The sequence below is a fragment of the Streptomyces zaehneri genome (assembly GCF_032248645.1).
GTDB classification, from domain to species: Bacteria; Actinomycetota; Actinomycetes; order Streptomycetales; family Streptomycetaceae; genus Streptomyces; species Streptomyces coriariae.
The window spans coordinates 1-26,591 of record NZ_JASTTJ010000018.1 but is presented as its reverse complement, the minus strand read 5'-3'; the positions used below and the strand labels follow the sequence as shown (position 1 = coordinate 26,591).

Sequence of the window (26,591 nt, the reverse complement as noted above, 5' to 3'; positions counted from 1 at the left end):
ACGTACGCCCGCCGACATGTACATCCGGCACCTGCCGAATTGAATGGAAGGATCGCCCACCATGGCGACGAAGCTGTCCCAGGAAGAGCTGCTCGCGCAGTTCGAGTCCCTCACCCTCATCGAGCTCTCCGAGTTCGTGAAGGCGTTCGAGGCGAAGTTCGACGTCACCGCCGCCGCCGCGGTCGCCGCTGCCCCGGCCGGCCCGGCCGCCGCCGCTGAGGTCGCCGAGGAGCAGGACGAGTTCGACGTCATCCTCACCGGTGCCGGCGAGAAGAAGATCCAGGTCATCAAGGTCGTGCGTGAGCTGACCTCCCTGGGTCTGAAGGAGGCCAAGGACCTCGTCGACGGCGCTCCGAAGCCCGTCCTCGAGAAGGTCGCCAAGGAGGCCGCTGAGAAGGCCGCCGAGTCCCTCAAGGCTGCCGGCGCCTCCGTCGAGGTCAAGTAACACCTCCCGGTCGGCGACGACCGGACGCGAAGGCTGAATCAGTCCCTCCGGGGCTGTAACGCTCACGCACCGAGGAGCGATCATCCATCTGGGTGGTCGCTCTTCGGCGTTCCTGGGAGCGTGACCACGGTTGCCTTGCACCTGCTTGACCGGGGGGTATGGTGATCTTCATCGTGTCTCCGGCGCCCGAGTTCGCGCAGGGGGGCCTTGACGAACCGCACGCAGCGCGCAATTCTCAGGACGCGTCGTCACAAGGATCCGAATCCGAGGCATGGATCGACGGCGAAGAGGGCAGTATCACCGTGCGTTGAGGGCTAGCAGACCGAGGGCGTTGAGAACTACGAGGGTCTCCAGAAACCCGCACTGGACATCAGTGTGCCAAGTGGCTACACTGACCCTTTGCGCTGCCTGTTAGCTGTTCCCTGCCCGTCACCAGGGGCATGCCCTCACTTGAGCCGGACGACCAGACAATCCCCCACCTGGGATTTCTGTCTCTGTGCGCAGGATGAGGAGCCGGTACGCGCGTAGTGAGTCCGAGCCCTCGGAAGGACCCCCTCTTGGCCGCCTCGCGCAACGCCTCGATCTCGAATACGAACAACGCCGCCAGCACCGCCCCGCTGCGCATCTCCTTTGCAAAGATCAGGGAGCCCCTCGAGGTTCCGAACCTTCTCGCGCTGCAAACCGAGAGCTTTGACTGGCTGCTCGGCAACGACGCCTGGAAGGGTCGCGTCGAGGCCGCCCTGGAGTCCGGTCAGGACGTCCCCACCAAGTCCGGTCTGGAGGAGATCTTCGAGGAGATCTCTCCGATCGAGGACTTCTCCGGGTCGATGTCGCTGACCTTCCGCGACCACCGTTTCGAGCCTCCGAAGAACAGCATCGACGAGTGCAAGGACCGCGACTTCACGTACGCGGCCCCGCTCTTCGTGACGGCCGAGTTCACCAACAACGAGACCGGCGAGATCAAGTCCCAGACGGTCTTCATGGGCGACTTCCCGCTCATGACCAACAAGGGCACCTTCGTCATCAACGGCACCGAGCGTGTCGTGGTGTCGCAGCTGGTCCGTTCGCCGGGTGTCTACTTCGACTCCTCCATCGACAAGACGTCCGACAAGGACATCTTCTCCGCCAAGGTCATCCCGTCCCGGGGCGCCTGGCTGGAGCTCGAGATCGACAAGCGCGACATGGTCGGTGTGCGTATCGACCGCAAGCGCAAGCAGTCCGTCACCGTCCTTCTGAAGGCTCTCGGCTGGACCACCGAGCAGATCCTCGAGGAGTTCGGCGAGTACGAGTCCATGCGCGCCACCCTGGAGAAGGACCACACCCAGGGCCAGGACGACGCGCTGCTGGACATCTACCGCAAGCTGCGTCCGGGCGAGCCGCCGACGCGTGAGGCCGCGCAGACGCTGCTCGAGAACCTCTACTTCAACCCCAAGCGCTACGACCTGGCCAAGGTCGGCCGCTACAAGGTCAACAAGAAGCTCGGTGGCGAGGCCCCGCTCAACGCGGGTGTCCTGACCGTCGAGGACGTCATCGCGACGATCAAGTACCTGGTGAAGCTGCACGCCGGGGAGACCGAGACGGTCGGCGAGTCCGGTCGCTCGATCATGGTCGAGACCGACGACATCGACCACTTCGGCAACCGTCGTATCCGCAGCGTCGGCGAGCTCATCCAGAACCAGGTCCGTACGGGTCTGGCTCGTATGGAGCGCGTCGTGCGTGAGCGCATGACGACCCAGGACGTCGAGGCGATCACGCCGCAGACCCTGATCAACATCCGGCCGGTCGTCGCCTCCATCAAGGAGTTCTTCGGCACCAGCCAGCTGTCGCAGTTCATGGACCAGAACAACCCGCTGTCGGGTCTGACGCACAAGCGTCGTCTCAACGCGCTCGGCCCGGGTGGTCTGTCCCGTGAGCGGGCCGGCTTCGAGGTCCGTGACGTGCACCCGTCCCACTACGGACGCATGTGCCCGATCGAGACCCCCGAAGGCCCGAACATCGGTCTGATCGGTTCGCTCGCCTCCTACGGCCGCGTCAACGCGTTCGGTTTCGTGGAGACGCCGTACCGCCGGGTCACCGACGGTGTCGTCACCGACGAGGTCGACTACCTGACGGCCGACGAAGAGGACCGGTTCGTCATCGCGCAGGCCAACGCCACGCTCGACGACGACCTGCGCTTCACCGAGAACCGCGTCCTGGTCCGCCGCCGTGGCGGCGAGGTCGACTACGTCCCCGGTGACGACGTGGACTACATGGACGTCTCGCCGCGCCAGATGGTGTCGGTCGCGACCGCCATGATCCCGTTCCTCGAGCACGACGACGCCAACCGTGCCCTCATGGGCGCGAACATGATGCGTCAGGCCGTGCCGCTCATCAAGAGCGAGGCCCCGCTCGTCGGCACCGGCATGGAGTACCGCTCCGCCGTCGACGCCGGCGACGTGGTCAAGGCCGAGAAGGACGGTGTGGTCCAGGAGGTCTCCGCGGACTACATCACCACGACCAACGACGACGGCACGTACATCACGTACCGCCTGGCCAAGTTCTCCCGGTCCAACCAGGGCACCTCGGTCAACCAGAAGGTCATCGTCAACGAGGGCGACCGGATCATCACCGGTCAGGTCCTCGCCGACGGCCCGGCCACCGAGAACGGCGAGATGGCCCTGGGCAAGAACCTGCTCGTGGCGTTCATGCCGTGGGAGGGTCACAACTACGAGGACGCGATCATCCTGTCGCAGCGCCTCGTGCAGGACGACGTCCTCTCCTCGATCCACATCGAGGAGCACGAGGTCGACGCCCGTGACACCAAGCTCGGCCCGGAGGAGATCACCCGGGACATCCCGAACGTCTCCGAGGAGGTCCTCGCCGACCTCGACGAGCGCGGCATCATCCGTATCGGTGCCGAGGTCGTCGCCGGTGACATCCTCGTCGGCAAGGTCACGCCCAAGGGTGAGACCGAGCTGACCCCGGAGGAGCGCCTGCTGCGCGCCATCTTCGGTGAGAAGGCCCGTGAGGTCCGAGACACCTCGCTGAAGGTGCCGCACGGCGAGATCGGCAAGGTCATCGGCGTCCGCGTCTTCGACCGTGAGGAAGGCGACGAGCTGCCGCCGGGCGTGAACCAGCTGGTTCGGGTCTACGTGGCGCAGAAGCGCAAGATCACGGACGGTGACAAGCTCGCCGGCCGTCACGGCAACAAGGGTGTCATCTCCAAGATCCTGCCCATCGAGGACATGCCGTTCCTCGAGGACGGGACCCCGGTCGACATCATCCTCAACCCGCTGGGTGTGCCGTCCCGAATGAACCCGGGACAGGTGCTGGAGATCCACCTCGGCTGGCTCGCCAGCCGCGGCTGGGACGTCTCCGGTCTCGGCGAGGACTGGGCGCAGCGGCTCCAGGGCATCGGCGCCGACCAGGTCGCCCCGGGTACCAACGTGGCCACCCCGGTCTTCGACGGTGCGCGTGAGGACGAGCTCGCGGGCCTGCTGAACCACACCATCCCGAACCGCGACGGCGAGCGCATGGTGCTCCCGACCGGCAAGGCGCGGATGTTCGACGGCCGTAGCGGTGAGCCGTTCCCGGACCCGATCTCGGTCGGCTACATGTACATCCTGAAGCTGCACCACCTGGTCGACGACAAGCTGCACGCCCGCTCGACCGGTCCGTACTCGATGATCACCCAGCAGCCGCTGGGTGGTAAGGCGCAGTTCGGCGGTCAGCGCTTCGGTGAGATGGAGGTGTGGGCGCTGGAGGCTTATGGCGCCGCGTACGCCCTCCAGGAGCTGCTGACGATCAAGTCCGACGACGTCACCGGCCGCGTGAAGGTCTACGAGGCCATCGTCAAGGGCGAGAACATCCCCGAGCCTGGCATCCCCGAGTCCTTCAAGGTGCTCATCAAGGAGATGCAGTCTCTCTGCCTGAACGTGGAGGTGCTGTCCAGTGACGGTATGTCCATCGAGATGCGCGACACCGACGAGGATGTCTTCCGCGCTGCGGAGGAGCTCGGCATCGACCTGTCCCGGCGTGAGCCGAGCAGCGTCGAAGAGGTCTGACGGGAGTTCGGCAGGGCTCACGACGTTGAGCCCTGCCGGCCCCGGGACCCCCGTATCAGACCCTAAGACTTACAACCCTGAGAGGGATTGACGCATAGTGCTCGACGTCAACTTCTTCGACGAGCTCCGGATCGGTCTGGCTACCGCTGACGACATCCGTCAGTGGAGCCACGGCGAGGTCAAGAAGCCCGAGACGATCAACTACCGCACGCTCAAGCCCGAAAAGGACGGACTCTTCTGCGAGAAGATCTTCGGTCCGACCCGGGACTGGGAGTGCTACTGCGGCAAGTACAAGCGTGTCCGCTTCAAGGGCATCATCTGTGAGCGCTGCGGCGTCGAGGTGACCCGCGCCAAGGTGCGTCGTGAGCGGATGGGCCACATCGAGCTCGCCGCTCCCGTGACGCACATCTGGTACTTCAAGGGTGTCCCGAGCCGTCTGGGCTACCTGCTCGACCTGGCTCCCAAGGACCTCGAGAAGGTCATCTACTTCGCGGCGTACATGATCACGTACGTCGACGACGAGCGCCGGACCCGTGACCTGCCCTCGCTGGAGGCGCACGTCTCCGTCGAGCGTCAGCAGATCGAGAACCGTCGCGACGCCGACCTCGAGGCCCGCGCCAAGAAGCTCGAGACCGACCTGGCCGAGCTCGAGGCCGAGGGTGCCAAGGCCGACGTGCGCCGCAAGGTGCGCGAAGGCGCCGAGCGCGAGATGAAGCAGCTGCGCGACCGCGCCCAGCGCGAGATCGACCGTCTCGACGAGGTGTGGGCCCGCTTCAAGAACCTCAAGGTCCAGGACCTCGAGGGCGACGAGCTGCTCTACCGCGAGCTGCGTGACCGCTTCGGCACGTACTTCGACGGTTCGATGGGTGCCGCGGCGCTGCAGAAGCGCCTGGAGTCCTTCGACCTCGACGAGGAGGCCGAGCGCCTCCGCGAGATCATCCGCACCGGCAAGGGCCAGAAGAAGACCCGTGCGCTCAAGCGCCTTAAGGTCGTCTCCGCGTTCCTGCAGACCAGCAACAGCCCCAAGGGCATGGTGCTGGACTGCGTGCCGGTCATCCCGCCGGACCTTCGCCCGATGGTGCAGCTGGACGGTGGCCGCTTCGCGACCTCCGACCTGAACGACCTGTACCGCCGTGTGATCAACCGGAACAACCGCCTGAAGCGGCTTCTCGACCTCGGCGCGCCCGAGATCATCGTGAACAACGAGAAGCGCATGCTCCAGGAGGCCGTGGACGCCCTCTTCGACAACGGTCGTCGTGGTCGCCCGGTCACCGGTCCCGGTAACCGCCCGCTGAAGTCCCTCAGCGACATGCTGAAGGGCAAGCAGGGTCGATTCCGTCAGAACCTGCTCGGCAAGCGTGTGGACTACTCCGCGCGTTCCGTGATCGTCGTCGGTCCGCAGCTGAAGCTGCACCAGTGCGGTCTGCCGAAGGCGATGGCGCTGGAGCTCTTCAAGCCGTTCGTGATGAAGCGCCTGGTCGACCTGAACCACGCGCAGAACATCAAGAGCGCGAAGCGCATGGTCGAGCGCGGCCGCACGGTCGTGTACGACGTCCTGGAAGAGGTCATCGCGGAGCACCCGGTTCTGCTGAACCGTGCGCCCACGCTGCACCGCCTCGGCATCCAGGCCTTCGAGCCGCAGCTGGTCGAGGGCAAGGCCATCCAGATCCACCCGCTCGTCTGCACCGCGTTCAACGCGGACTTCGACGGTGACCAGATGGCCGTCCACCTGCCGCTCTCCGCGGAGGCGCAGGCCGAGGCCCGCATCCTGATGCTGTCCTCGAACAACATCCTGAAGCCCGCCGACGGCCGTCCGGTGACGATGCCGACCCAGGACATGGTCCTCGGTCTGTTCTTCCTCACCACCGACGGCGAGCTGCGTGACACCAAGGGCGAGGGCCGCGCGTTCGGCTCCACGGCCGAGGCGATCATGGCGTTCGACGCCGGTGAGCTCGCGCTGCAGTCGGCGATCGACATCCGCTTCCCGGTGGGCACCATCCCGCCGCGCGGCTGGACCCCGCCGGCCCGCGAAGAGGGCGAGCCGGAGTGGCAGCAGGGTGACACCTTCCGCCTGCGGACGACCCTGGGCCGCGCGCTCTTCAACGAGCTGCTGCCCGAGGACTACCCGTTCGTCGACTACTCGGTGGGCAAGAAGCAGCTCGGCGAGATCGTCAACGACCTCGCGGAGCGCTACCCCAAGGTCATCGTGGCGGCGACGCTCGACAACCTGAAGGCGGCCGGCTTCTACTGGGGCACCCGCTCCGGTGTCACCGTGGCCATCTCCGACGTCGTCGTGCCCGAGGCCAAGAAGGCCATCGTCAAGGGCTACGAGGAGCTGGACGAGAAGGTCCAGAAGCAGTACGAGCGCGGTCTGATCACCAAGGAAGAGCGCACGCAGGAGCTCATCGCGATCTGGACCAAGGCGACCAACGAGGTCGCCGAGGCGATGAACGCGAACTTCCCCAAGACGAACCCCATCTTCATGATGGTTGACTCGGGTGCCCGAGGAAACATGATGCAGATGCGGCAGATCGCCGGTATGCGTGGTCTGGTGTCGAACGCGAAGAACGAGACCATCCCGCGTCCGATCAAGGCCTCGTTCCGTGAGGGCCTGTCCGTCCTCGAGTACTTCATCTCGACGCACGGTGCCCGTAAGGGTCTGGCCGACACCGCCCTGCGTACCGCCGACTCGGGTTACCTGACCCGTCGTCTGGTGGACGTCTCGCAGGACGTCATCATCCGCGAGGAGGACTGTGGCACCGAGCGCGGTCTGAAGCTGCGGATCGCCTCGCACGACGAGGCCGGCGTGCTGCGCAAGGCCGAGGACGTCGAGACCAGCGTCTACGCCCGCATGCTCGCCGAGGACGTCGTCATCGACGGCAAGGTGATCGCGCCGGCCAACGTGGACCTGGGCGACGTGCTCATCGACCAGCTCGTGCGCCACGGTGTCGAGGAGGTCAAGACCCGCTCGATCCTGACCTGTGAGTCCCAGGTCGGCACCTGCGCCATGTGCTACGGCCGCTCGCTGGCCACCGGCAAGCTGGTCGACATCGGTGAGGCGGTCGGCATCATCGCCGCCCAGTCCATCGGTGAGCCCGGTACCCAGCTGACGATGCGTACCTTCCACACCGGTGGTGTGGCCGGTGACGACATCACCCAGGGTCTGCCGCGTGTCGTCGAGCTCTTCGAGGCCCGTACCCCGAAGGGTGTCGCCCCGATCTCCGAGGCCCAGGGCCGCGTGCGGATCGAGGAGACCGAGAAGACCAAGAAGATCGTCATCACGCCGGACGACGGCAGCGACGAGACGGCGTTCCCGATCTCGAAGCGTGCCCGTCTTCTGGTCAGCGAGGGCGAGCACGTCGAGGTGGGCCAGAAGCTCACCGTGGGTGCCACCAACCCGCACGACGTGCTGCGCATCCTGGGTCAGCGTGCCGTCCAGGTCCACCTGGTCGGCGAGGTCCAGAAGGTGTACAACTCGCAGGGTGTGTCGATCCACGACAAGCACATCGAGATCATCATCCGGCAGATGCTGCGCCGGGTGACGATCATCGAGTCCGGCGACGCCGAGCTGCTGCCCGGCGAGCTCGTCGAGCGCTCGAAGTTCGAGGTCGAGAACCGTCGTGTGGTGCAGGAGGGCGGTCACCCGGCCTCCGGTCGTCCGCAGCTCATGGGTATCACCAAGGCCTCGCTGGCCACGGAGTCCTGGCTGTCGGCGGCGTCCTTCCAGGAGACGACCAGGGTGCTGACGGACGCGGCGATCAACGCCAAGTCCGACTCCCTGATCGGCCTCAAGGAGAACGTCATCATCGGTAAGCTCATCCCGGCCGGTACGGGTCTGTCCCGCTACCGCAACATCCGGGTCGAGCCGACCGAGGAGGCCAAGGCCGCGATGTACTCGGCCGTCGGCTACGACGACATCGACTACTCGCCGTTCGGCACGGGCTCCGGCCAGGCCGTTCCGCTGGAGGACTACGACTACGGTCCGTACAACCAGTAAGGCGTAGGTCTGAGGTACTGAAGGGCGGTCACCCCGTTGCGTACGGGGTGGCCGCCCTTCGGCATGTCCGGGGCCGCCCTAGCGGCCGGTCAGCTCCCAGGCGGTGACGGCGACCGTCGCGAGGGCGGCCAGGGCGCCGATGCTGGCGAGCGGCCAGCGGGAGCGTTCCAGGGCGTCGAGGCGCTGTTCGTGGTCGGCGATCTGTTTGTCGGTCTGGTCGCTGCGCTGGACCAGCAGGGCGAGCGAGCCGTCGACGCGGGCGAAGCCGGCCTCGACGGTGCCGCGCAGCCGTTCCAGTTCCAGGGCCACGGCGGCCGGGTCGGAGAAGGGTTCGTTCACGCGTCGCTCTTTTCGCTGGGCCTCTCGCCGGCCGAGGTGTCCGTGCGCAGCCACGAGGGCAGCAGGGTCTGTACGGCGGGCAGGGCCATGACCCTGGTCACGCCGGCGGCCGCGGTGAGCGCCGCGGCGGCCCAGGGCAGGGTGCCGGGGATGCCGGCGGCGTCGACGGCCGTCGGCAGCAGGACGCACAGGCCGACAGCGGTCTGGACAACGGTACGGAGGGTGCGCTTGGCGGCCTCTGACATCGGGAGCCTCGATTCTCAGGAGCTGTGGGGGACCTTCAGCGCCGCCCAGGACTTGGCGCCCGGCCAGCCGTCGGCGGAGGAGCCGGTGTAGCCGAGCCTGCGCTGCCACTTGGCGTAGGAGAGACGGTCGGCCTCGGTCCACTGCGGGCCGGGGCCGGAGGTGTAGGCGGAGCAGCCGACCGCGACGAGGCGCTTGCCCAGCGCGGTGACGATCGCCGACTTCGGGTTCTTCCGGAACCAGGCGGCGCCGGGGAAGGGCTGGTACTGCGGCTCGCTCGTGCCGGTGCCGGTGCCGGTGCCGGTGCCGGTGCTCGGGGTGGTCGGCTTGCCCAGCCGGGTGGCGACCCTGGCGCGGAAGTCGGCCATGGTGAAGCCGCGCGGGTCGGTCTTCGTGCTGGTCCACTCCTTGTGGCCGATCACGGAGGCGGCGGACCAGCCGTGCGCCCGGCACAGCGCGGCCGAGGCGCGGACCATGGCTTCCAGCTGGACCGCCGGCCACGGGTCCTTGCCGTCGCCGAGGTTGACGCACTCGAAGCCGTAGAAGTGGACGTTGCCGTCGGTGTCTCTCTCGTTCGGGGCGGGCAGCGCCTTCTCTGCGATGACGGCCTTCAGGACGTCGCCGTCGCCGCTGCCCGCGTGGTTGGCGCGGCCGTTGCCGACGAGGTGGACCGTGCCGTCCTTGGCGATCACGCCGTGGCAGAGGGGGCCGGGCAGGGCGGAGTGGCCGTCGAAGCAAAGGCTCACGCTGTTCGCGGTGCCGGAGGTGACGGTGTGGTGCACGATCACTCCGTTGACCGGGCCCCAGCTTCCCTTGTGGTTGCGGTTGTTGGTGCGCCAGCCGGAGTGCTCGACGACGGTGACGCCCTCGGCCCGCAGTGCGGACACGAGGGCGTCGGCGGAGAGGGGGTTGGCCATGGTGGTGCCTCCCTGGGGAGTGTTCGGGCATGAGAAAACCCCGGCCGGCGGGGGAGCGGCTCGGGGTGGCGGGGGTGGTTCCTGGGTCGGTGCGGTGGCCTCAGACCATGGCGGGGTCGGCGTCGGTGCCGGGGTCGGCCTCGGTGCTGGTGCTGGTGCCGGTGGCGGTGCCTGCTTCGGCGGCCGTGCCGTCGGCGGTCTCGGGGTCGGCCTCCGTGTCCGGGTCCGGTTCGGTTCCGGGGGCCGGGGTGGTGCCGTCGCCGTCCTCGGCGCCGTCGTCCGGCTGCCATCGGGAGCACAGGGCGACGTAGGCCGCCGCGTTGGTCGCGAAGTCGGTCAGGGCCTCGGTGACGGCACGCTGGACGGCCGTCGGGTCGGGGACGACCGGGTCCGCGCCGACGGGCATGATCGTGATGCGGCCGGTGCCGCGCAGGACCGTGCCGCCCTCGCCGGTCTCGGTGAACTGGGCGGAGACGTTGACCGGCGAGTAGGTCCCGCTGATCGAGTCGGGGCCGATGACCGAGCTGAGGCTGGTGTCGGAGACGTTGACGTGGATCGTGTGGCCGCTCTCGGTGAGGGTGGCCCGGCCCGCGTAGTCGATCGCGAGGCCCCAGGGCTGGGTGGGGTCGATGTCCATGGACGCGCTGCCTTCCTGTGGTGTCGGGGATCAGCTCTGGCGGCCGTGCATGAGGACCGGGGTGGCGAAGACGGTGCCCGAGGCGCTGGTGACGACGGCCTGGATCTCCACCTTGAGCGTGGTCGTGTACACGGAGGAGAAGGTGGCGCCGACCAGGTCCGTGTAGTCGAACTCGGTGCCCGCGGCGACCGTGGGACCCCACTGGGCGCTGTTCACCAGCACCCGGACCTGGCCGGCCGCGCCGGAGCCGGCCGCGGTGCTCAGCCGCAGCCGCATCTTCGGCTGCCAGACCGGGTTGTACGACACCGCGATCGTCGTCCAGGACGTCGAGGCGGTCTGCGGCCAGCGTGCCGTCGCCGTGTCCTGCGGGGGCAGCATGGCCAGCCAGGGCCGGGCCAGGCCGCCGCTGTTGACGTCGTCGGAGAAGATCTCCCGGTTGCCGTTGTCGTAGATCCGCAGCGGCTGGAGTGAGCCCGCGCTGCCGTCGCCGTTGAACAGGGTCATGGCGAGGCTGCCGGTCTGGCGGTGGATCTCCAGGCCGTACTCGGCGTCCTTCCACGAGCCGACCCGGAACATCGTGTCGGTGCTGCCGGGCCGCTGGACCAGGAGGGTGCCGCCGTCGGTGACCTTCAGGGTGCCGTCCTTGATCTCCACCTCGCCGCCGGTGATCGTGTTGAGGGCGGGGCGGGTGTTGACGGCGGTGGACAGCTGCTGGATGCGGCGTTCCATCTGGGTGAGCCGGTCGATGATGTCTTCGGGGAGCTGGGGCATCAGGCGTCCTCCAGGTAGAGCTCGGCGGTGTCGGGGCGGCCGCGCTGGGCCGGGCTGACCTTGACGCCGATGATCCGGTAGCGGGCGTCCAGGCCCTCGGTCCACCACTCGTCGGTGATCCGGAGGCGGACGGTGCGGCCCAGCAGCGCGGAGGGCACCAGGTCGTCGAGGCGGACGCTGATCTCGGGGATCACCACGGCGCCGGTGCCCTCGGCGAGTTCGGCGTTGGCCAGGGACCGCAGGATCGTCGTGCTCGCGATGTCGTTGTGGTCCGAGGCGAGGTCGATCCGCGGGTAGCCGACCTTGATCAGGGCTTCGCCGTCGGGGATGTCGGCGTCGGCGAACAGCGGCCGGGACTCGACGGCCTGGTTGGTGTTGTCCGTGGCGCCGCGGGCCCGGGCGGTGGTGCCGCCGCGGGTGGCGTCGCGCGGGAAGCTGTACGACAGGATCGTGCCGGGCCGGTCCATCACCAGGTCGGTGCTGCCGGTGGTGATCTTCGGGCTGCCCAGCCGCAGCCGGCGGACCCGGGTGCCGGTGACCGGGTCGCGGTAGACGGCGATGTAGTGCTCGAAGCCGTTCTCCAGGGCGGCCAGGGCGTCGATCGCCTCCAGGTAGACGCTCTCGTCGCCGTCGCGGTACGACACCGAGCGCGTCACCCCGGAGAGCTCCTGCCCGAAGGTGACGCCGATGTCGCCGCCGGTCGGCGGCGCAGGCGTGCCGTCGTCGACGAGCTCGCCGGTCTGGAGGTGGCGCCACAGCCGCCGCGCCACCTCCAGTTGGTCGTCGCTCCCGGAGAACGTGAGGTCCTGGCGGATACGGCGGCGGCCGGCGTACGACTCGAAGGTGGCCGCCTGGATGCCGAGGGTGAGCACGCCCCGGTCGTCGCTCTGCAGGGTGGACGTCCAGATGATGCCGCCCCACCACAGGTCGTTGCCGCGCTGGAGGTAGACCGCGGTGCGGCCCTCCTCGATGCGGCGGACGCGGGCGGCCACCTGCGCGTTGGGGACGGGGACAGTGCCGGAGAGCGACCCGGCCTTGCCGATGTAGTCGTCGACGGTGACGTCCCGCAGGGGCAGGATGTCGATGGTGTCGTCGGTGCGCAGATCGCAGAAGATCGCGCGGTAGGGCGTGTTGACGCTCATGAGGCCGCCTCGTAGGTGGCGGTGCCGAGGATGGAGTTCGTGCTCGCCCAGATCCATGGCGAGGTGGCGTCCACGACACCGGTGTTGGCGAGCGCGGCCCCGCTGGAACGGCCGGTGGAGATCACCAGTTCGAATGTGGTGGAGGTCGGGATCTGTACGCGCGAGACGATCCGGCTGGTGTTGTCCGCGCCGAGTTCGGCGAACCCGACGACCGACTGCGCGGCCGAGGCCGGCACCGGCAGGGAGAACCGCCAGTTGTCGGTCGTGGCGGAGCCGGTGCCGAAGGCGGTGGTGCTGCCGAAGACGATCGAGAAGTTGCAGTGCACGGTCCTGCCGGACTTCACGTACCGGCAGTTCACGGTGGCGTTGCCGTAGGACGGCGCAGCGAGGCCGGTGCTGGTCGTCCACGCCGGCGTCCAGCTCTGCCAGGTGGGCAGGACCGGGTAGTCGGCCCAGGCGGTGCCGCTCCAGCGCTGGAGCTGACCGCCGAGGTCCCGGTACTGGCCGGGGTAGGCGCCGTTGGAGGTGTCCGTGGTCACCGGGAGGATGCCGCCGACGCCGACCGTGGCGGTGCGGCGGCCGACCAGCGCCGAGGCCCAGGCGATGCCGCCGGTGCCCGCGCTCGCGTTGGCCGGCACGGTGACCTCGTACAGCGGAAGCGACAGGCCGGGCGGCGCCGGTACCGTCGGGGCCGCGGCCGGGGTGCCCGGGACGATCTCGACGACGGCCTCGGTGCGGCCGAGGCCGTCGTAGGCGTCGTCGTGGATCCGCAGGACGAGCAGGTCGATGCGGTTGTACTGGGCGTTGCCGTCCGCGAACGTCACGGGCAGGTACTCGGTGAGGGCGACCGGGTAGGCGCCCCCGGCGTCGGTGCTCTGGAGCACGGCGCGGCCGGGGCTGACCGTGGCGGACATGCTGTTCGCCGTGCCGGTGAGCGTGAAGCCGGAGATGCGGGAGGCGCCGTCGGAGGAGCCGGGCAGGACACCGGAACGGGTGGCGACGGGTGACGTGGGGGTCAGGGCGCCGAGCGAGACGAGGCGGGTGTCCTCACGGGACTGGCCGTCGGGGGAGAGCCATCCGGAGCGCACGGGCATGGTCGACTCCTTTCGGGAGAACGGGCGGGAACGTGACGGTGGTTCAGGCGATCGGGTCGACGCGCAGGTAGAGGTTGTCGAACGCGCAGGTGAAGCTCGCGCTGCTCGACCGGTGCATCGCGGTGACGGTGTAGGTCGAGCCGGCGGTGAGGGAGTTCAGGCGCAGCTGGGTCGACGTCGACCTGGACACGGCGCCCGAACCGGACGCGGCCCGCTCGTCGTCCGCCGCCCAGATCACCGTGGAGCCCAGCGTGACCTGCGGGGACATGTGCGCCTGTGCGGTCTCGCCGCCCGAGGACATCCGGGCGCCCAGGCCGATGATCACGGAGCCGGACGGCGGAGCGGTGAAGTTGAGCGTGAGCGCCGTGACCGTGGTGGAGGCCAGCGCGGCCGTGTACGTCGTCGAGGCGGTGGTCCCGGCGTCCAGCGACTGCACGAAGGCGGGCCCCGCGGCGGCCGGCTGCCAGGCGCTGCCGTTCCAGCGCTGGAGCTGGCCGAGCGAGGAGTCGCGGTACTGGCCGACATAGCCGCCGGTGGTCAGCACCCCGGCCGGGACGACCCCGCCGACGCCCTTGGGGTAGGGCACCCAGGCCGTGGAACTCCAGCGCTGGAGAGTGTCGTTGATGTCCCGGTAGTGGCCGGGGTAGCCGCCGGGAGCGGTGTCGTCGGAGCGGGTCGGCAGGATGCCGCCGAGCGGGACGGTGGTGGGGCGCAGATCGACGCGGGCGTTGTCCCAGTCGATTCCGCCGTTGCCGGCCCCGGCGTTCTTGGGCACGGCGACGGTGAACAGGACGAGGGAGGCGTCCGGGGCGGCGGGAGCGACCGGGGTGGCGGCCGCGGTGCCCTTGACGATCTCGACGGCGGCCTCGGTGCGGTCGGAGCCGTCGTAGTCGTCGTCGTAGATCCGCAGGACGACGAGGTCGACGCGGCCGAACTGGGGGTCGCCGGCGTCGAAGGTGAGCGGGACCGGTTCGGTGACGGCGACCGGGTAGGCGCCGCGGGCGACGGACGTCTGGATGACGGCCCGGCCCACCCCGACGGTGGCGGTCATGCCGCCGGTGGTGCCGTTCAGCCAGAGACCGGTGACCCGGTACAGGCCGTTCTCGGAGCCGGGCAGGACCCCCGAGCGCCCCTTGATGTCGGTGACCGGGGTGACCGCCCCGATCTGGGTGACCCGGGTGTCCTCCCGGGTCTGGCCGTCGGCCGACAGCCAGGCGGAACGTGCGGTCATGAGGTGTCCTTTCGTCAGGAGGCCGACTCGTAGGTGCCGTGGATGGAGAGGACGTCGTTGACCGCCCAGGTGAACGGCGCGGACTTGTCCCACGGGCTGGTGCCGGTCTTGAGGGTGTCGCGCAGCGAGCGGACGACTCCGCCGCCCGCCACCGCGAGGAGCCCGCTGCCCTGGTACATCAGGACCGCGGAGTCGTCGAAGGCCTCCGCGTTCAGCACCCGACCGTCCAGCTTCCAGGCGGTGGAGACCGGTGCGGCCGGCAGCGAGAAGGTCCAGTCGCCGTCGGCGGACTGGGCGGACAGGTTGGTCGTCGAACCGATCTTGAGGTAGATCCGGAAGGTGACGACGGTGCCCGTCTTCACGTACGCCCCGGCCAGCGTGCCGTTGCCGAGGGTGGGCGCCGTGCCGGTCTCGCAGCGCCAGACCGGCGTGTAGTTCGTCCAGGTCGGGACCTGCTGGTACGTCACCCAGGCGGTGCCGTTCCAGCGCTGGAGCCCGGCGGGGGTGTCGCGGTACTGGCCGGTGTAGCTGGCCGTGGTGACGGTGCCGGAGGGGGCGACGCCGCCCAGGGCGCTGGGGTAGGACACCCAGGCGGAGCCGTCCCAGCGCTGGAGGGCGCCGCCGGAGTCGCGGTACTGGCCCGGGTAGGCGCCGTTGCCGGTGTCGCCGTAGACGGGCATGATCCCGCCGACCGCGACGGTGGGCGTGCGCAGGTCGGTCACGTCGGTGCTCCAGTTGATCCCGCCCTTGCCGGCGCTGATGCCGGCCCGGACGGCCACCTGGTAGACCGGCAGCGCGATCTCCGGGAGCGCGGGTACGACGGGGGTGGCCGCCGGTGTGCCGCGGACGATCTCCACGGCGGCCTTGGTGAAGCCCGAGTCGTCGTACAGGTCGTCGTAGACGCGCAGGACGACGACGTCGATCCGGCCGTAGGAGGCGTCGCCGTCGGCGAAGGTGAGGGTGATCGGCTCGGCCAGCGTGACCGGGTAGGCGCCCTGGTTGCTGTCGGCCTGGACGACGGCCCGGCCCTCGTGGACGACGGCGGTCATGGTGCCCGCGCCGCCCTCCATCCAGAAGCCCGAGAGGCGGTACTGGCCGTCGTAGGAGCCGGGCAGGATGCCGGAGCGGACGTCCAGCGGGTTGGCCGGGGTGGTCGCGCCGAGCTGGGTCAGTCGGGTGTCCTCGCGGGTCTGGCCGGTCTCGGCCACCCATGAGCTGCGCAGGTTCATCTGCTGGTCTCCTGTGGTCTTCGGAGGCGAACTCCGGGGATGCGCGAAGGGGGTGATGATCCGTCAGGACGCGTCAGGACTTGAGCCATTCGGCGGTGAGGTTGGTGTAGTAGCCGGAGCCGCCGAGGGTGTTGATGGTCACGCTGGAGCTCTGCAGTCCGTAGAGCGCGAGCTTGTCGCCGGCGGCGCACCTGATCAGGGCGCTGCCGCCGACCGAGGTCGCGCCGGGGCCCGCGCCGATCAGCCACGTGGCGCGCGCGACACCGCTGCCGTTGAGGTAGATCCGTGCGCCGCGCGAGGCTGTCGAGGGCTGCTGGAGCCAGGTGACGGACCCCGACACCCGCCACCAGCCGGCCCTCGGCACCGTGTAGGTGTTGGACCCCGACCAGCCGGCCGCGTCGTCCACGTCGGTGCTCTGCAGGGTCATCTGCGTCCACGTGTTGGGGACCACGGACTGCTCGATGGTCTGCGAGACGCTGAGCAGCAGGGTGGTGCGGCCCTCCGCGTAGCTCCAGGCCGAGCCGTCCCAGCGCTGGAGCAGACCGGCGGAGTCCTCGCGGTACTGGCCGGGGTAGCCACCGGTGGCGACGGTGCCGGAGGGGGCGATGCCGCCGACGGACTTCGGGTACGCGACCCAGGCACTGCCGTTCCAGCGCTGGAGCGGACCGGTGGGGTCCTCCTGGTACTGGCCGGCGTAGCTGCCCGCGGTCAGGGTGCCGGCCGGCGGGATCCCGCCGACGCCCTTGGGGTACGCGACCCAGGCGGTGCCGTCCCAGCGCTCCAGGACGCCGGCGTTGTCGCGGTACTGGCCGGCGTACGCGCCGCTGAAACCGGCGGCGGGGACGATCCCGCCGAGTGCCACCGTGGCGTAGCGCAGGTTGGTGACGGCGGTGTCCCAGGCCAGTCCGCCGGAGCCGGCCGACGCCCCGGCGGGCACCAGGATCCGGTAGAGCGGCAGGGCGCTGCCGTCGGGACCGGCCGGCTGCTGGGGCGTGGCCGCGGGGGTGCCCTTGACCAGGCGGACGCGTGCCACGGTGTCCGCGGTGCCGTCGTAGGTGCTGTCCTGGACGACGAGTTCGACCAGGTCGATCCGCTGGTGCGTCGGGTCGCCGTCCTCGATCGTCAGGATCTCGGGTTCGGTCACCGCCACGGCGTAGGTGCCCTGATGGGGCCGGCCGCCCTGGACGAAGGCGCGGCCGGTGCCGATCGTGAGGGTCATGCCCCCGGTGCCGCCACTGAGCGCGAAGCCGCCGGGGACGATACCGCCGCGGGCCTTGAGCGGGATGTTCTCCGCGACCAGGGCGTTCGGGGTGAGGAGTCCGGAGAGGGTGATCCGGGTGTCCTCCCGGGTCTGGCCGGTCTCGGTGAGCCAGGCGGTTCGCACGGTCATGGGGTCACCACTCCGCTTCTCGCCAACGCACCGTCATCTGGGCGCCGGAGCCGTAGGTGTCGGGTCGGAAGGCCAGCTGCGCGCGGCCGGGGGCGAACGCGAAGAGTTCCTCGGGGCTGCTGTCCGCGGCCGCGGTGTGCCGGCGCGAGGCGGTGCCGTTGAGGGTGACCGTGCCGGCGGCGGTGTCGACGACGAGCTCGTCGCCCGAGGCCAGCGCGATCTCGTAGCGCAGCCGCTGCGCCGAAGTCCGGTCGGTCACCGTGGGGTTGGCGCACGGGCCGGTGAAGGTGATCACCGGGTGGGTGGGTGCGGAGCCGCCGTTGTCGGCGTTGACGTCCCCGGTGGAGGCCGCCTGCCCCCAGTACAGCGGCCAGGTCAGCGGCCAGGTCAGACCGCTCTCCGGCTGCGGGGCGCCGGTGACGGCGGTCTGCTCGGTGACCGAGTAGCGGCGCGGGTCGGTGGCGTACCACTGCACGGACGCCCGGGAGACGCCCTGCGTGGTGTACGTCCGGTCGGCGGCCAGCACCCGCTGGCTGACCCGGGCCCGTACGGCCAGCGTCTCGCCGTGCAGCCGCACCGCCAGCCAGCGCTCCGCGTCGCCGAGCAGCAGCGCCTGGCGCAGGACGCGGGTGGCGGTGAGCGAGGAGGCGGCGTCGTCCTGCGCCGGGACGGTCCACACCGTGCCGCCGACCTTGCGCGGCTTGGCGTAGCGGGCGCCCGGCCAGGCGCCGTGCGCGGTGGGGTGGTCGGCGTCGGAGGAGTCGTACTCCGGCAGGTCCTCCCAGCCGCTGAGGCCGCCGCGGTCGATCTCGTAGGAGGTGCCGGGGCCCATCAGCAGTCCGGCCCACTGCATCTGCCCGTCGCGGGTGATGAGTGAGCCGGGGGCCACATCGTCTGTGTATGCGGTTGTCGTGATCTCGGCCATCGGGCCGTCACCTCACTCCTTGTGTACGGGCTTGTGGGCGAGCTTGTGCGGGCGGGTTCGTGCGCGGCTCGGCCGCGGGCGCGGGTGAGGGCTGGTGCACGGGCTCATGGGCGGGCGCGGCCGCGGGCTCATGGGCGGTGGCGGTTGCTGGTTCATGGGTGGGTGCGGGTGCGGGTGCGGGTGGGTGCGTGCCCGGAGGTGGCTGCGTGGCTGGGGCGGCCGTGTGCCCGGAGGTGGGTTCGGGTGCGGGTGCGGGTTCAGGCGCATGCGTGGGCCGCGGCCAGGAAGAGCAGGTCCTCCGCGGTGCCCCGGGCGCCCGTGCGCGCGCTTTCGTGGAACTCCCTGACCCGGTGGGGCGGCCGGGACGTCGATGCCCGGTGCCGCCGGGCGAGCACGCGCTGCCGCTCCAGGGCGGTCAGCGGCAGCACCCGGCCCGCGCCCCGGGAGGCGCCGGGGACGGCGACGCCGCCCTCCGCGAGCATCGGGATCTTGTCCAGGTGGATGCCGAACTTCTTGCCGAGGATCGAGAAGCTCAGGGAGTTGAGCCCGTCGATGACCCAGTTGGCGAAGGCGATGAGTCCCTGGATCGGCCCCTTGACCACACCGGCGACGGTCTGGGCGCCGGTCGTCACGAACCTGCCCATCGCGTCGAGGGTGCGGGAGGTGGCCTCCTTGATCCGGGTGAACATCCGGGGGACGTCCCTGGTGATCCACTCCAGCGCCGGCCGCACCGCGTCCTTGAACCCCCGCCAGACCGACGACACCTTGCCGCTGAGCGCCCGGGTGTCCCCGGTGGTCAGCGCCTTCAGGACGGCGAAGCCGGTACCGACGAGCGCGCCGATCGCGGTGAGCGCGGTGGTGATGACACCGAGGTAGACGGTGACGTACGTGTTCACGGCGCTCGCGATGCCCTTGAGCAGCGGCGTCATGACGGTCAGATATCCCTCGACGTACTTCAGGACGAGGGTGGCGAGCTGCTCCATCAGCCGTTGCCCGGTCTCGGAGTTCAGCGCGAGATCGATCAGCCGGCCGGCGACGGGCAGGAGGAGGCCGGTGACGAACCCGATGGGGTTGGCGCGGGTGAGGGCGTTGACGATCAGCATCACGCCGGAGCCGATGGTCATGGCGGTGCCGAAGGCGCCCATCAGGTCGCCGAGCACGCCGGAGGCCTCGATCAGCGCACCGACGATGGCGAGGACACCGCCGAACGTGGAGTTCAGGGCGCCGAGCGACTTGCCGGCGCCCTTGGCCCGGGTGCCGGCCGACTTGATGCCGGAGGCGGCGGCGGTGGCGGACTGCCCGGTCTTCGTGACGGAGCGGCTCGCGGCGTCGGCCGCCGTCGCGACCTGGTGTACGGCGGTGGCGCCCTGGGAGGCGGTCGGCCGGACGCGGTCGATGCCGTCGGCGGCACTCCTGATCCGGCCGGCGAGGGAACGCACCGTGGTGTTGCTCCGCTCCACCCGGGTCCGGAAGGCCCGCAGGGCCGGTGCCAGCCCGGCGAGCGGGTCGGCCGGCCCGTCTCCCGCGGACAGCGCGGCGGCACTCATCCGCGTGCCTTCGCCAGGAACATCAGCGCGTCGGCGGTCCGCTGCGGGCTGCTGCTCTCGGCCGCGTAGTAGTGCTCGATGTGCAGCGCGCCGCCGGCCCCGGCGGCTGAGGCGTACGCGGGGCCCTGGGCGGCGGCCCGTCGCAGCAGCCGGTCCAGCTTGCTCAGCGGCAGGACGGCCTCCGCCTCACCGGCCTCGGCGAGGATCGCGGGGACACCGCCGGAGCGGGGCATGACCACACCGCCGGTGGCCAGCATGGGGATCCTGGGCAGGCTGACGCCGAAGGTCTTGCCGCCGACGCCCGGGACCCAGCCCGGGATCGACACCTTGATGCCGTTGAGGGCGCCGATCGCGCGGTTGATGATGCCGATGACCGCGTTGATCGGGCCCTTCACCGCGCTCTTGATGCCGTCGAAGGCGCGGCCCGCGATGCCCTTGAGGCCGCCCCAGATGCTGGACAGCTTGTCCTTCACGGCCTTGAAGGCGTTCGGGATCGCGGACTTGACCCAGTTGACGACCGGCGAGATGACGGCCTTGATGCCCTTCCAGACGCCGGAGACGACCGTCTTGATCGCGTTCAGCGCGGTGGTGATGACCTTCTTCCAGATGGCGACGTAGGTCCTGATGACCGTGGCGACGGCCTTGACGACGGCCGAGATCGCCGTCTTGATGCCGGTCCAGACCGACTTGATCAGCTTGGCGGCGTTCTTCATGATCGGCCCGATGGCCTTCATGACGCTGCTGATCACGGACTTGATGACGTCGAAGGCGGTCTTCAGGACCTTCTGCATGGTCTTCGACCTGGTCGCCATCTCGACGACCTTCTCGATGAGCGGTGCGAGCAGGTCCATGAGCATGCCGAAGAAGTTGCCCTTCATCGACTTGTTCATCTTGTCCTGGCCCTTGGCCGCCTTGCCCGCCCCGGACTCGTACTTGCCGAGGTTCGTACCGGCCGTGGAACCGGTCTTGCCGGCCTTGCCGATGGACTTCTCGGCCTGGTCGGAGGCGGTCTTGAGGTTCTTCAGTTCACCACCCGAGTTCTGGGCGGACGATTTGAGGTTCTTGAGCCCGGAATCCGCGGTCCGTGCTTTGTCGCCGATCTCCTTGGCGGCCCGGGCGGCGGAGCCCGACCGTTCGGCGAAGGTGCCCAACGACGTCGAGGTCCGGCGCAAGGACTGTACGAGGGACATGGGAGCCTCCAGAGTTCATGAGGAAGTGCGTGTCCAGAAGCCGAGACAGGCTTACCCGAGAGCTTCCGCGAGCAGCCGTACCCGCACTTCCAGGATCTGGACACGATCCGTCGCTCCGACCAGGCTCGGTGAGGCGTCCAGGTGTCGGACCGATTGCCGTGCCACGTTCGACCGTCTTTTCAGCTGGGCTACGTTCTTCTCCAGATAGCCGATCCGTTTGTTCGCGTTCTTGATTTTTCCGGGGAGTCCTTCCCGGATGAGGCGCTGGGCCTTCTGCGCATCGGACTCCTTCCAGAGGAATCCGTTCTCGCGGCGTACGATGAATTTCTTTTCCAGCCGCTTCTCGATGACCGCGCTCAGGGACCAGAGAGCAGGAAGCGCCGCAGCGATGACGGATCCCACACCGATGCTCACCACGGATCCGAGGGCGAGGCTCGCGATCGAACCGGTGGGCAGGGCAAGCCCCGAGAACGCCGCCGGCGCAAGGCTCTTGACCATGCTCGACTTGGTCTTGTCGTCGACGTACTTCTGGGTCGCCAGGGGTTCGGCGCCGGACCCCGTCAGTGCCGAGGGCTGGATCTCGCTGCTCAGGGCATAAGCGTCGAGCAGGGTGGCGTCCGGCTTTCGGTTCACATCCTGCTGGAGGGACTTGACTTGCTGCTCCAGCGTGCTGATTCGCGTGGAATCACTCAATGGTCCGACCTCCTTCACTTGTGTGTGGCATGATGAGAAGCCTTTGGGTGGGAGGGGTTCAAATGTCGGGCTTCTATCTGTTGGGCTACCTCTTGCCGGTGGCACTGTTCGGATTGAGTGCGTGGGGATATTCGACGCGATTCCTTCTCGCCCGACGCGGCGTGCGGGTGGAGGGGCGCCGTTCGGGGGAGAGTTGGTACGCGGGAATATATTCGCCGGTTTTTCTCTACAAGGACGAAACGGGAGAGAGTCATCGCCTGACCGTCTCTCCGGAGAATGTGCCGAGGGAGGCCGGCAGGAAAATCGGCGTGGTATACGATCCGAAGAACCCTGATTCCGCGTTGTCGGAGTTCGAGTTGCGCAAGCCCGCATGGAGGAGCATCGACATGCTCCTCTTTTCCGTCGGCGCTGTTGTTGCCGTTTTTTACACCGTGGTCATCCTGCTCTGGGTGTGAGCGCGTCCGGCGGGACTACGGTCGGCCGCGCCGCCCCCGCCGCGCCTCCGACAGCGCGTCCGTCCAGCCCGCCGCGTACGCCCGTGACTCCCGGTTGAGCAGTTCCTCGTACAGCCGGTCGAGCAGGGCCTCGCGGTCGGGGGGCGTGCTGTGCAGGAGGTGGGCGAGGCGGGTGTAGGTGTCGATCGGCTGCTTCGGGGAGTTGCTCGTGCCAGTCGCCATGTCGGCCTGCTTTCCGGTCTGTCCGCTGGGCTGTGGTACAGGTGGCGCCTCTGGGGCGTTCGAAACGCGTGTTCGAACTAGTGTACGAGTAATCCTGTGGTGTCGTTCCGTGTTTGACGAGGAGCGCCCGTCGTTCAGCGGTCACTACCTGCGGTGATGCCGGGTGCGGCCGAAGTGTCGCCCAGGTTCGTGGAGTAGGATCCGGCCGTTCTCCCGTCGGATACGAAGAGGTGAACAGCGGCGCTCCGCAAGGGAACTGAGTGACCGCCAGACAACGGTGGACGGCGACGGGCAGCCGTCCTCGCGCGGGGGCGCGATGGGGCCAGGGGACGAGAGCAAGGCCTACGGGGTGGACGGGGACGCGAGCGACGTGCGGCGCGAGCATGTGATCGATTGGCTCGAACAAGCCTCCGATCTGCCGCATCTCATCGCCCGTGTCTCGGAGCTGGTCCTCCTGCTCGGCCACGAACCGGACGACCTGGTGGTCCTTCCCCGCGGCGAACTCGACCGGCGGGAACTGGCCGCGTACAGCGCGGGCTGGGCCGACGTCGTCGACGAACAACTGCCCGCGATCCGCCGCGCCTACGAGGAGCGGATCACCGCCGCCTACCTCCAGGGCCAGGAGGACGCCCGCACCGGACACCGTCCCCGCCGGGCCCGACGGGCCGAGGGGGAGCGCGAGCGCGGCGGCGAGGTCATTCCGCTTCCCTATGTCGGACTGCTGCGCCCTCCCTCCGCATGGACGCGCGTGGAGGAACGCGGCGAACGGGAACGTTCGGTGGCGGACGGAACCCCGGTGCCGTCGCCTGCCCCGGCAGGGGAGACGGACGGGAGCGAGGGGGCTCCGTACGGCGACCCGGACACGGCCGACGTTGTCGGGACGACGAGCCCGACGAGCCCGACCGGCCCGACGAGCCCGACCGGCCCGACGAGCCCGACCGGCCCGACGAGCCCGACCGGCCCGACGAGCGCGAGCAGCCCGGCCAGGGGGTCGCACGAGAAGGACCGGGACGTCGAAGACGAGGCCGGCGGTGCGGGTGGCGCCGGTGGGGCCGAGGCCGGTTCCGGCGCCGAGGGGGACATCCTGCTCTCCGCCCGTGAGGTGCGGGGGAAGCTCGTCATGCCCTCCGACCGGCGGCCGGTGGTCCGGCGCAACGGCCGGCCGAGCGTGCCTCCGCTGGCCCTGCCCGGCGAGATCGGAGCCACCGGACGGGAGAGGGCACGCCGGCCGGACGGCGCCGCGACCGCGGAACGGCCACCGCCGGAGCGGCCGGAGCGGCCGGAGCGGAGTGACCGGCCCGAGTGGACTGACCGGCCTGAGCGGACAGAGGACATCGAGCGGCCGGAACCGGTCGAGCCGGTCGACGAGCCGGTCGAGCCGAGGGGCGTGCGCGACGAACCCCGGCCCCGGCTGCTTTCGGCCAAAGCCCGGGCCCTCGCGGACGAACTGGAGGGCCGGGCCGGTGAGCGTCGCCGGGACGAGCAGAACGGCCCGTCGGGCTCCCGCTGAGCGGAGCCGACGGGCACGCGGTGGCCGACCGACCGACCGACCGACCGGCGACCGGCGACCGTCCGACCGACCGGCGGGCGAGCGGACGACCGGGAATCGGGTGACCGGGCGACCGGGTGACCGGGCGGATCAGCCGAAGAAGCGCGCCAGTTGGAACGCCGACGGCGCCTCGTCCGGCGCGGGTGCCCGCGACCCGTCCGCCGTGGGGACCGACCGCGGGGCCGGCCGCCCGACGCGCCCGGAACGCTCGCCGCCTTCCTCGTACTCCTCGTACTCCTCGTCCCCCTCGTGATCCTCCTCCTCGTCCGCGTCGCCCGCGCCGTAGGTGCCGTGTTCGCCCAGGTCCGTCGGACGAGGCACCGGAGCCGGGGCGTCCGGCTGGTCCCCCTCCTCCGAGTTGACGCAGGCGAACATCCAGTTGGCGGCCGCCAGATGGTCCACGGCGGCGGCCAGCAGATGGTCGGTCACCGACCACTCGGCGGCCTCGCCGTGCAGTTCCCGGTTCAGCGCGCTGTCGCGCGGCAACTGCTTGATGAGCACCGTGAGCCGCCGCGCGGAGAGGCGTTCACGGTGCCAGTCGAGCAGATCGATCCCGTAATAGCGGAGCAGGTCCGCTTCGAGGGCCTCGGCGTGTTCGTCGACGAACCCGACGAGGCTCAGCCTTCCCCCAGGCCGAGCCCGGTCTCCTTGCCGTAGGCCTCCAGGATCGCTGCGATGTCCTGCATGGTGACCTCGTGCAGCTCGAAGCGGGCGAACTGCTGCTCGCCCATGAGCAGCCCGAGCAGACCGTCCACGTCGTTGTCGTCGAGCTCGCGCAGCGCCTTCGCGGTGGCGCGGGTCAGCTCCGTGGGCAGGGTGAAGCTCTCGTCGTCCAGCTCGAACGACCAGGTACGGCCGAGGGCTTCGAGGCGCTGGGCGCGGGCGGCGTTGACGTCGAAACGGGCCATGGCGATGGGTGCTCCTTGGGTCCTTGGGCCTTGGGCCTTGGGCTTTGATCTGGGCCTGGGCCTGGGTCTTGGGTCTGCGGGAAGGCGGTGTGGGTCCGGGGCGGGGCGGGTCGGCCGGGGCGGTTCGACCCGCCCCGCCCCGGTGGGTCAGGACGCGGCGTACGCGGCGTCCTTCATCACGAAGCTGGCCAGCGCCGAACCGTCGGCGGCGGCCATCGCCGTGTAGGTGATGCCGAGCTGGGCCGCCGACTTGCGGGCCAGCTTGATGTCGTCCGCCGCCGTGACCTGGCCGCGCGGAACACCGAAGCGGTAGGTCACGGTGGCGCCGTCGGAGGCGCGGACGTCCGTGAACTCCAGGCCGAGGGCGCGCACATCGGCGTACGGGCGGTCGGCGATCTCGTACTTGTAGACGCCGGTCGAGCCGGTGACCGCCTCGACCGCGCCGCCGCCCATGAAGAACGGCAGCGTGTCCTCGTTGAACTGCATCAGCGAGAACTTCAGGGTCAGGTCGCGGTCCGAGTACACGAAGTGCACCGGGCTCACGGCCTGCCACACGTCGACCGGCTCCAGCTTGTCCTTCTTGCTGAAGGTGACGCCCTCACCGGAGGTGAAGCCGAGGTTCTTCCAACCGGTGGCCCAGTCGGTGGACGGGTCGGTGGAGAAGGTCGTCGGAACCTTGGTGTCGGCGGCGGCGACGTAGAGCCGGCCGACGCCTGCGATGCGGATCTCGGAGGAGTTGGTTCCTGCCATGGGTGGGTCTCCTTATAGAGGGGTGTGACGGGGTGTGGAGTGGTGCGGTGGTGTGGTGGTGCTGGGTGCCGTCGCCCGGTGGACAAGCGCTCCGGGTACGGCGAAGGCCCCGCCGTGTGGACGGCGGGGCCTTCGGTCGGTGGGGCGCGGAGCGGGAAACCGCCCGCGCGGGGTGCGTCGGCGGATGTGCGGCGTGTGTCTCAGCGGACGCCCCGGTGGACGTCCCGCTGGACGTCTCAGTGGACGTCCAGGAACACCTTGACCACGCCGACGTAGCGGTTGGCCGCGGAGTAGAGGTAGTCGGGCAGCCAGCGCGGGCCGTCCTGCTCCTCAACCTCGGTGACGAGGTTCGTGCCGTACCGGTTGCCGGCCGCGGCCAGCAGCGCGCGGCGGGCGGAGTTGGCCAGGACGTGCGCGGCCTGCTTGGTCGGGCCGTACACCTCCAGCTCGATCAGGGGCTGGTCGACGTGCAGCTCGCCGATCCACGCGCCGCCGCGCCGGTTGACGAGGACGGCGGCGGTCGTGCCGTCGAAGTTCGCGGGCGGTTCGACGGCGACGAGCGCCGTGGAGAGCGCCGAGTCGGCCTCCAGGATGTCGACGACCAGGGCCTCGACGTCCGGGAAGGCGCTCGGTGGAGTGGGTGTGGTCATGCCGGGTCACCTCGCCGTGAAGAAGGGGAAGTCGCCGGGCGGGCGCCGCGCGGGGGCGGGGAAGGGGAGGCGCGCGGCGCCTCGGCCCGGCGTTCGGCGGCGGGTGCGGCCCGCTCGGGGCTCGCGGGCACAGCTCCGCCGCTGCACCAACTGTGACAGACGAGCGTGCGCGCACGCAACTAAAACGGCGAAGGAGATGGGATCGGCGATTCGGGGGGGGCGGG

At 69.7% G+C, this 26,591-nt stretch carries 24 protein-coding genes; 5 read left to right on the top strand and 19 right to left on the bottom strand.

All coding sequences use genetic code 11. The features are described 5' to 3' along the window. Nucleotides 1-61 precede the first annotated feature (61 nt). The 3 genes from rplL (at nt 62) to QQM72_RS26580 (ending at nt 8,485) form a co-directional block, all read left to right on the top strand. On the top strand, nt 62-445 hold the full coding sequence (gene rplL / locus QQM72_RS26590) for a 50S ribosomal protein L7/L12 (RefSeq protein ID WP_314223378.1): 384 nt from the start codon (nt 62-64) through the stop codon (nt 443-445). Between the two features lie 557 nt (nt 446-1,002). Then, a complete protein-coding gene (gene rpoB / locus QQM72_RS26585) occupies nt 1,003-4,488 on the top strand; it encodes a DNA-directed RNA polymerase subunit beta (RefSeq protein WP_314223377.1) in 3,486 nt (1,161 codons plus the stop codon). 97 nt (nt 4,489-4,585) lie between these two features. After that, nucleotides 4,586-8,485 carry a DNA-directed RNA polymerase subunit beta' gene (locus QQM72_RS26580; RefSeq protein WP_054238758.1) on the top strand — a complete coding sequence of 1,300 codons (3,900 nt, stop codon included), beginning with the start codon at nt 4,586-4,588 and terminating at the stop codon, nt 8,483-8,485. Between the two features lie 78 nt (nt 8,486-8,563). Here the strand turns inward: QQM72_RS26580 and QQM72_RS26575 are convergent, their stop codons facing one another. The 14 genes from QQM72_RS26575 to QQM72_RS26510 all read right to left on the bottom strand — a co-directional run bounded on the left by QQM72_RS26575 (nt 8,564) and on the right by QQM72_RS26510 (nt 21,833). Next, nucleotides 8,564-8,824 (bottom strand): hypothetical protein, encoded by a 261-nt coding sequence (locus tag QQM72_RS26575; RefSeq protein ID WP_054238759.1) that lies wholly within the window; start codon nt 8,822-8,824, stop codon nt 8,564-8,566. Continuing rightward, complete coding sequence (locus QQM72_RS26570) at nt 8,821-9,069, bottom strand: hypothetical protein (RefSeq protein WP_314223376.1); 249 nt, start codon at nt 9,067-9,069, stop codon at nt 8,821-8,823. The genes QQM72_RS26575 and QQM72_RS26570 overlap by 4 nt, the downstream gene beginning before the upstream one ends. Before the next feature lie 15 nt (nt 9,070-9,084). Beyond that, nucleotides 9,085-9,984, bottom strand: a complete 900-nt coding sequence (locus QQM72_RS26565) for a peptidoglycan-binding protein (protein WP_314223375.1) — start codon at nt 9,982-9,984, stop codon at nt 9,085-9,087. 100 nt (nt 9,985-10,084) lie between these two features. Continuing rightward, nucleotides 10,085-10,621, bottom strand: coding sequence for an ATP-binding protein (locus tag QQM72_RS26560; protein ID WP_314223374.1), 537 nt, complete (start codon nt 10,619-10,621; stop codon nt 10,085-10,087). A 30-nt stretch (nt 10,622-10,651) separates the two neighbouring features. Further along, complete coding sequence (locus tag QQM72_RS26555) at nt 10,652-11,392, bottom strand: hypothetical protein (protein WP_314223373.1); 741 nt, start codon at nt 11,390-11,392, stop codon at nt 10,652-10,654. Further along, nucleotides 11,392-12,534, bottom strand: a complete 1,143-nt coding sequence (locus QQM72_RS26550; RefSeq protein ID WP_314223372.1) for a hypothetical protein — start codon at nt 12,532-12,534, stop codon at nt 11,392-11,394. The genes QQM72_RS26555 and QQM72_RS26550 overlap by 1 nt, the downstream gene beginning before the upstream one ends. After that, complete coding sequence (locus QQM72_RS26545; RefSeq protein WP_314223371.1) at nt 12,531-13,628, bottom strand: hypothetical protein; 1,098 nt, start codon at nt 13,626-13,628, stop codon at nt 12,531-12,533. The genes QQM72_RS26550 and QQM72_RS26545 overlap by 4 nt, the downstream gene beginning before the upstream one ends. A 43-nt stretch (nt 13,629-13,671) precedes the next feature. Further along, nucleotides 13,672-14,859: a hypothetical protein gene (locus QQM72_RS26540; RefSeq protein WP_314223370.1), complete on the bottom strand. Its 1,188-nt coding sequence runs from the start codon at nt 14,857-14,859 to the stop codon at nt 13,672-13,674. A gap of 14 nt (nt 14,860-14,873) precedes the next feature. Then, entirely contained in the window at nt 14,874-16,088 is a 1,215-nt protein-coding gene (locus tag QQM72_RS26535) for a hypothetical protein (RefSeq protein ID WP_314223369.1), read from the bottom strand. A gap of 73 nt (nt 16,089-16,161) precedes the next feature. Continuing rightward, nucleotides 16,162-17,478, bottom strand: a complete 1,317-nt coding sequence (locus QQM72_RS26530) for a hypothetical protein (protein WP_314223368.1) — start codon at nt 17,476-17,478, stop codon at nt 16,162-16,164. 4 nt (nt 17,479-17,482) lie between these two features. Next, nucleotides 17,483-18,403 carry a phage distal tail protein gene (locus tag QQM72_RS26525; RefSeq protein ID WP_314223367.1) on the bottom strand — a complete coding sequence of 307 codons (921 nt, stop codon included), beginning with the start codon at nt 18,401-18,403 and terminating at the stop codon, nt 17,483-17,485. 257 nt (nt 18,404-18,660) lie between these two features. Then, nucleotides 18,661-19,950 (bottom strand): tape-measure protein, encoded by a 1,290-nt coding sequence (locus QQM72_RS26520; protein WP_314223366.1) that lies wholly within the window; start codon nt 19,948-19,950, stop codon nt 18,661-18,663. Continuing rightward, complete coding sequence (locus QQM72_RS26515) at nt 19,947-21,140, bottom strand: phage tail protein (protein WP_314223365.1); 1,194 nt, start codon at nt 21,138-21,140, stop codon at nt 19,947-19,949. The genes QQM72_RS26520 and QQM72_RS26515 overlap by 4 nt, the downstream gene beginning before the upstream one ends. 51 nt (nt 21,141-21,191) lie before the next feature. Continuing rightward, nucleotides 21,192-21,833, bottom strand: a complete 642-nt coding sequence (locus tag QQM72_RS26510) for a hypothetical protein (RefSeq protein WP_314223364.1) — start codon at nt 21,831-21,833, stop codon at nt 21,192-21,194. 62 nt (nt 21,834-21,895) lie between these two features. Here QQM72_RS26510 and QQM72_RS26505 point away from each other — a divergent pair, with 62 nt between their 5' ends. Next, nucleotides 21,896-22,288 (top strand): DUF3592 domain-containing protein, encoded by a 393-nt coding sequence (locus tag QQM72_RS26505; RefSeq protein WP_314223363.1) that lies wholly within the window; start codon nt 21,896-21,898, stop codon nt 22,286-22,288. Between the two features lie 15 nt (nt 22,289-22,303). Here QQM72_RS26505 and QQM72_RS26500 read toward each other — a convergent pair whose 3' ends face one another. Continuing rightward, entirely contained in the window at nt 22,304-22,510 is a 207-nt protein-coding gene (locus QQM72_RS26500) for a hypothetical protein (RefSeq protein ID WP_314223362.1), read from the bottom strand. Between the two features lie 316 nt (nt 22,511-22,826). Here QQM72_RS26500 and QQM72_RS26495 point away from each other — a divergent pair, with 316 nt between their 5' ends. Continuing rightward, nucleotides 22,827-24,020: a hypothetical protein gene (locus tag QQM72_RS26495; RefSeq protein ID WP_314223361.1), complete on the top strand. Its 1,194-nt coding sequence runs from the start codon at nt 22,827-22,829 to the stop codon at nt 24,018-24,020. Nucleotides 24,021-24,149: 129 nt separating this feature from the next. Here QQM72_RS26495 and QQM72_RS40940 read toward each other — a convergent pair whose 3' ends face one another. The 4 genes from QQM72_RS40940 to QQM72_RS26475 all read right to left on the bottom strand — a co-directional run bounded on the left by QQM72_RS40940 (nt 24,150) and on the right by QQM72_RS26475 (nt 26,367). Next, nucleotides 24,150-24,560, bottom strand: a complete 411-nt coding sequence (locus tag QQM72_RS40940; RefSeq protein WP_399078706.1) for a hypothetical protein — start codon at nt 24,558-24,560, stop codon at nt 24,150-24,152. A gap of 116 nt (nt 24,561-24,676) precedes the next feature. Beyond that, complete coding sequence (locus QQM72_RS26485; RefSeq protein WP_314223360.1) at nt 24,677-24,967, bottom strand: hypothetical protein; 291 nt, start codon at nt 24,965-24,967, stop codon at nt 24,677-24,679. Between the two features lie 147 nt (nt 24,968-25,114). Beyond that, nucleotides 25,115-25,717: a phage tail tube protein gene (locus tag QQM72_RS26480; RefSeq protein ID WP_020132649.1), complete on the bottom strand. Its 603-nt coding sequence runs from the start codon at nt 25,715-25,717 to the stop codon at nt 25,115-25,117. Nucleotides 25,718-25,953: 236 nt separating this feature from the next. Then, nucleotides 25,954-26,367, bottom strand: coding sequence for a hypothetical protein (locus QQM72_RS26475; protein ID WP_314223359.1), 414 nt, complete (start codon nt 26,365-26,367; stop codon nt 25,954-25,956). Nucleotides 26,368-26,591 lie beyond the last annotated feature (224 nt).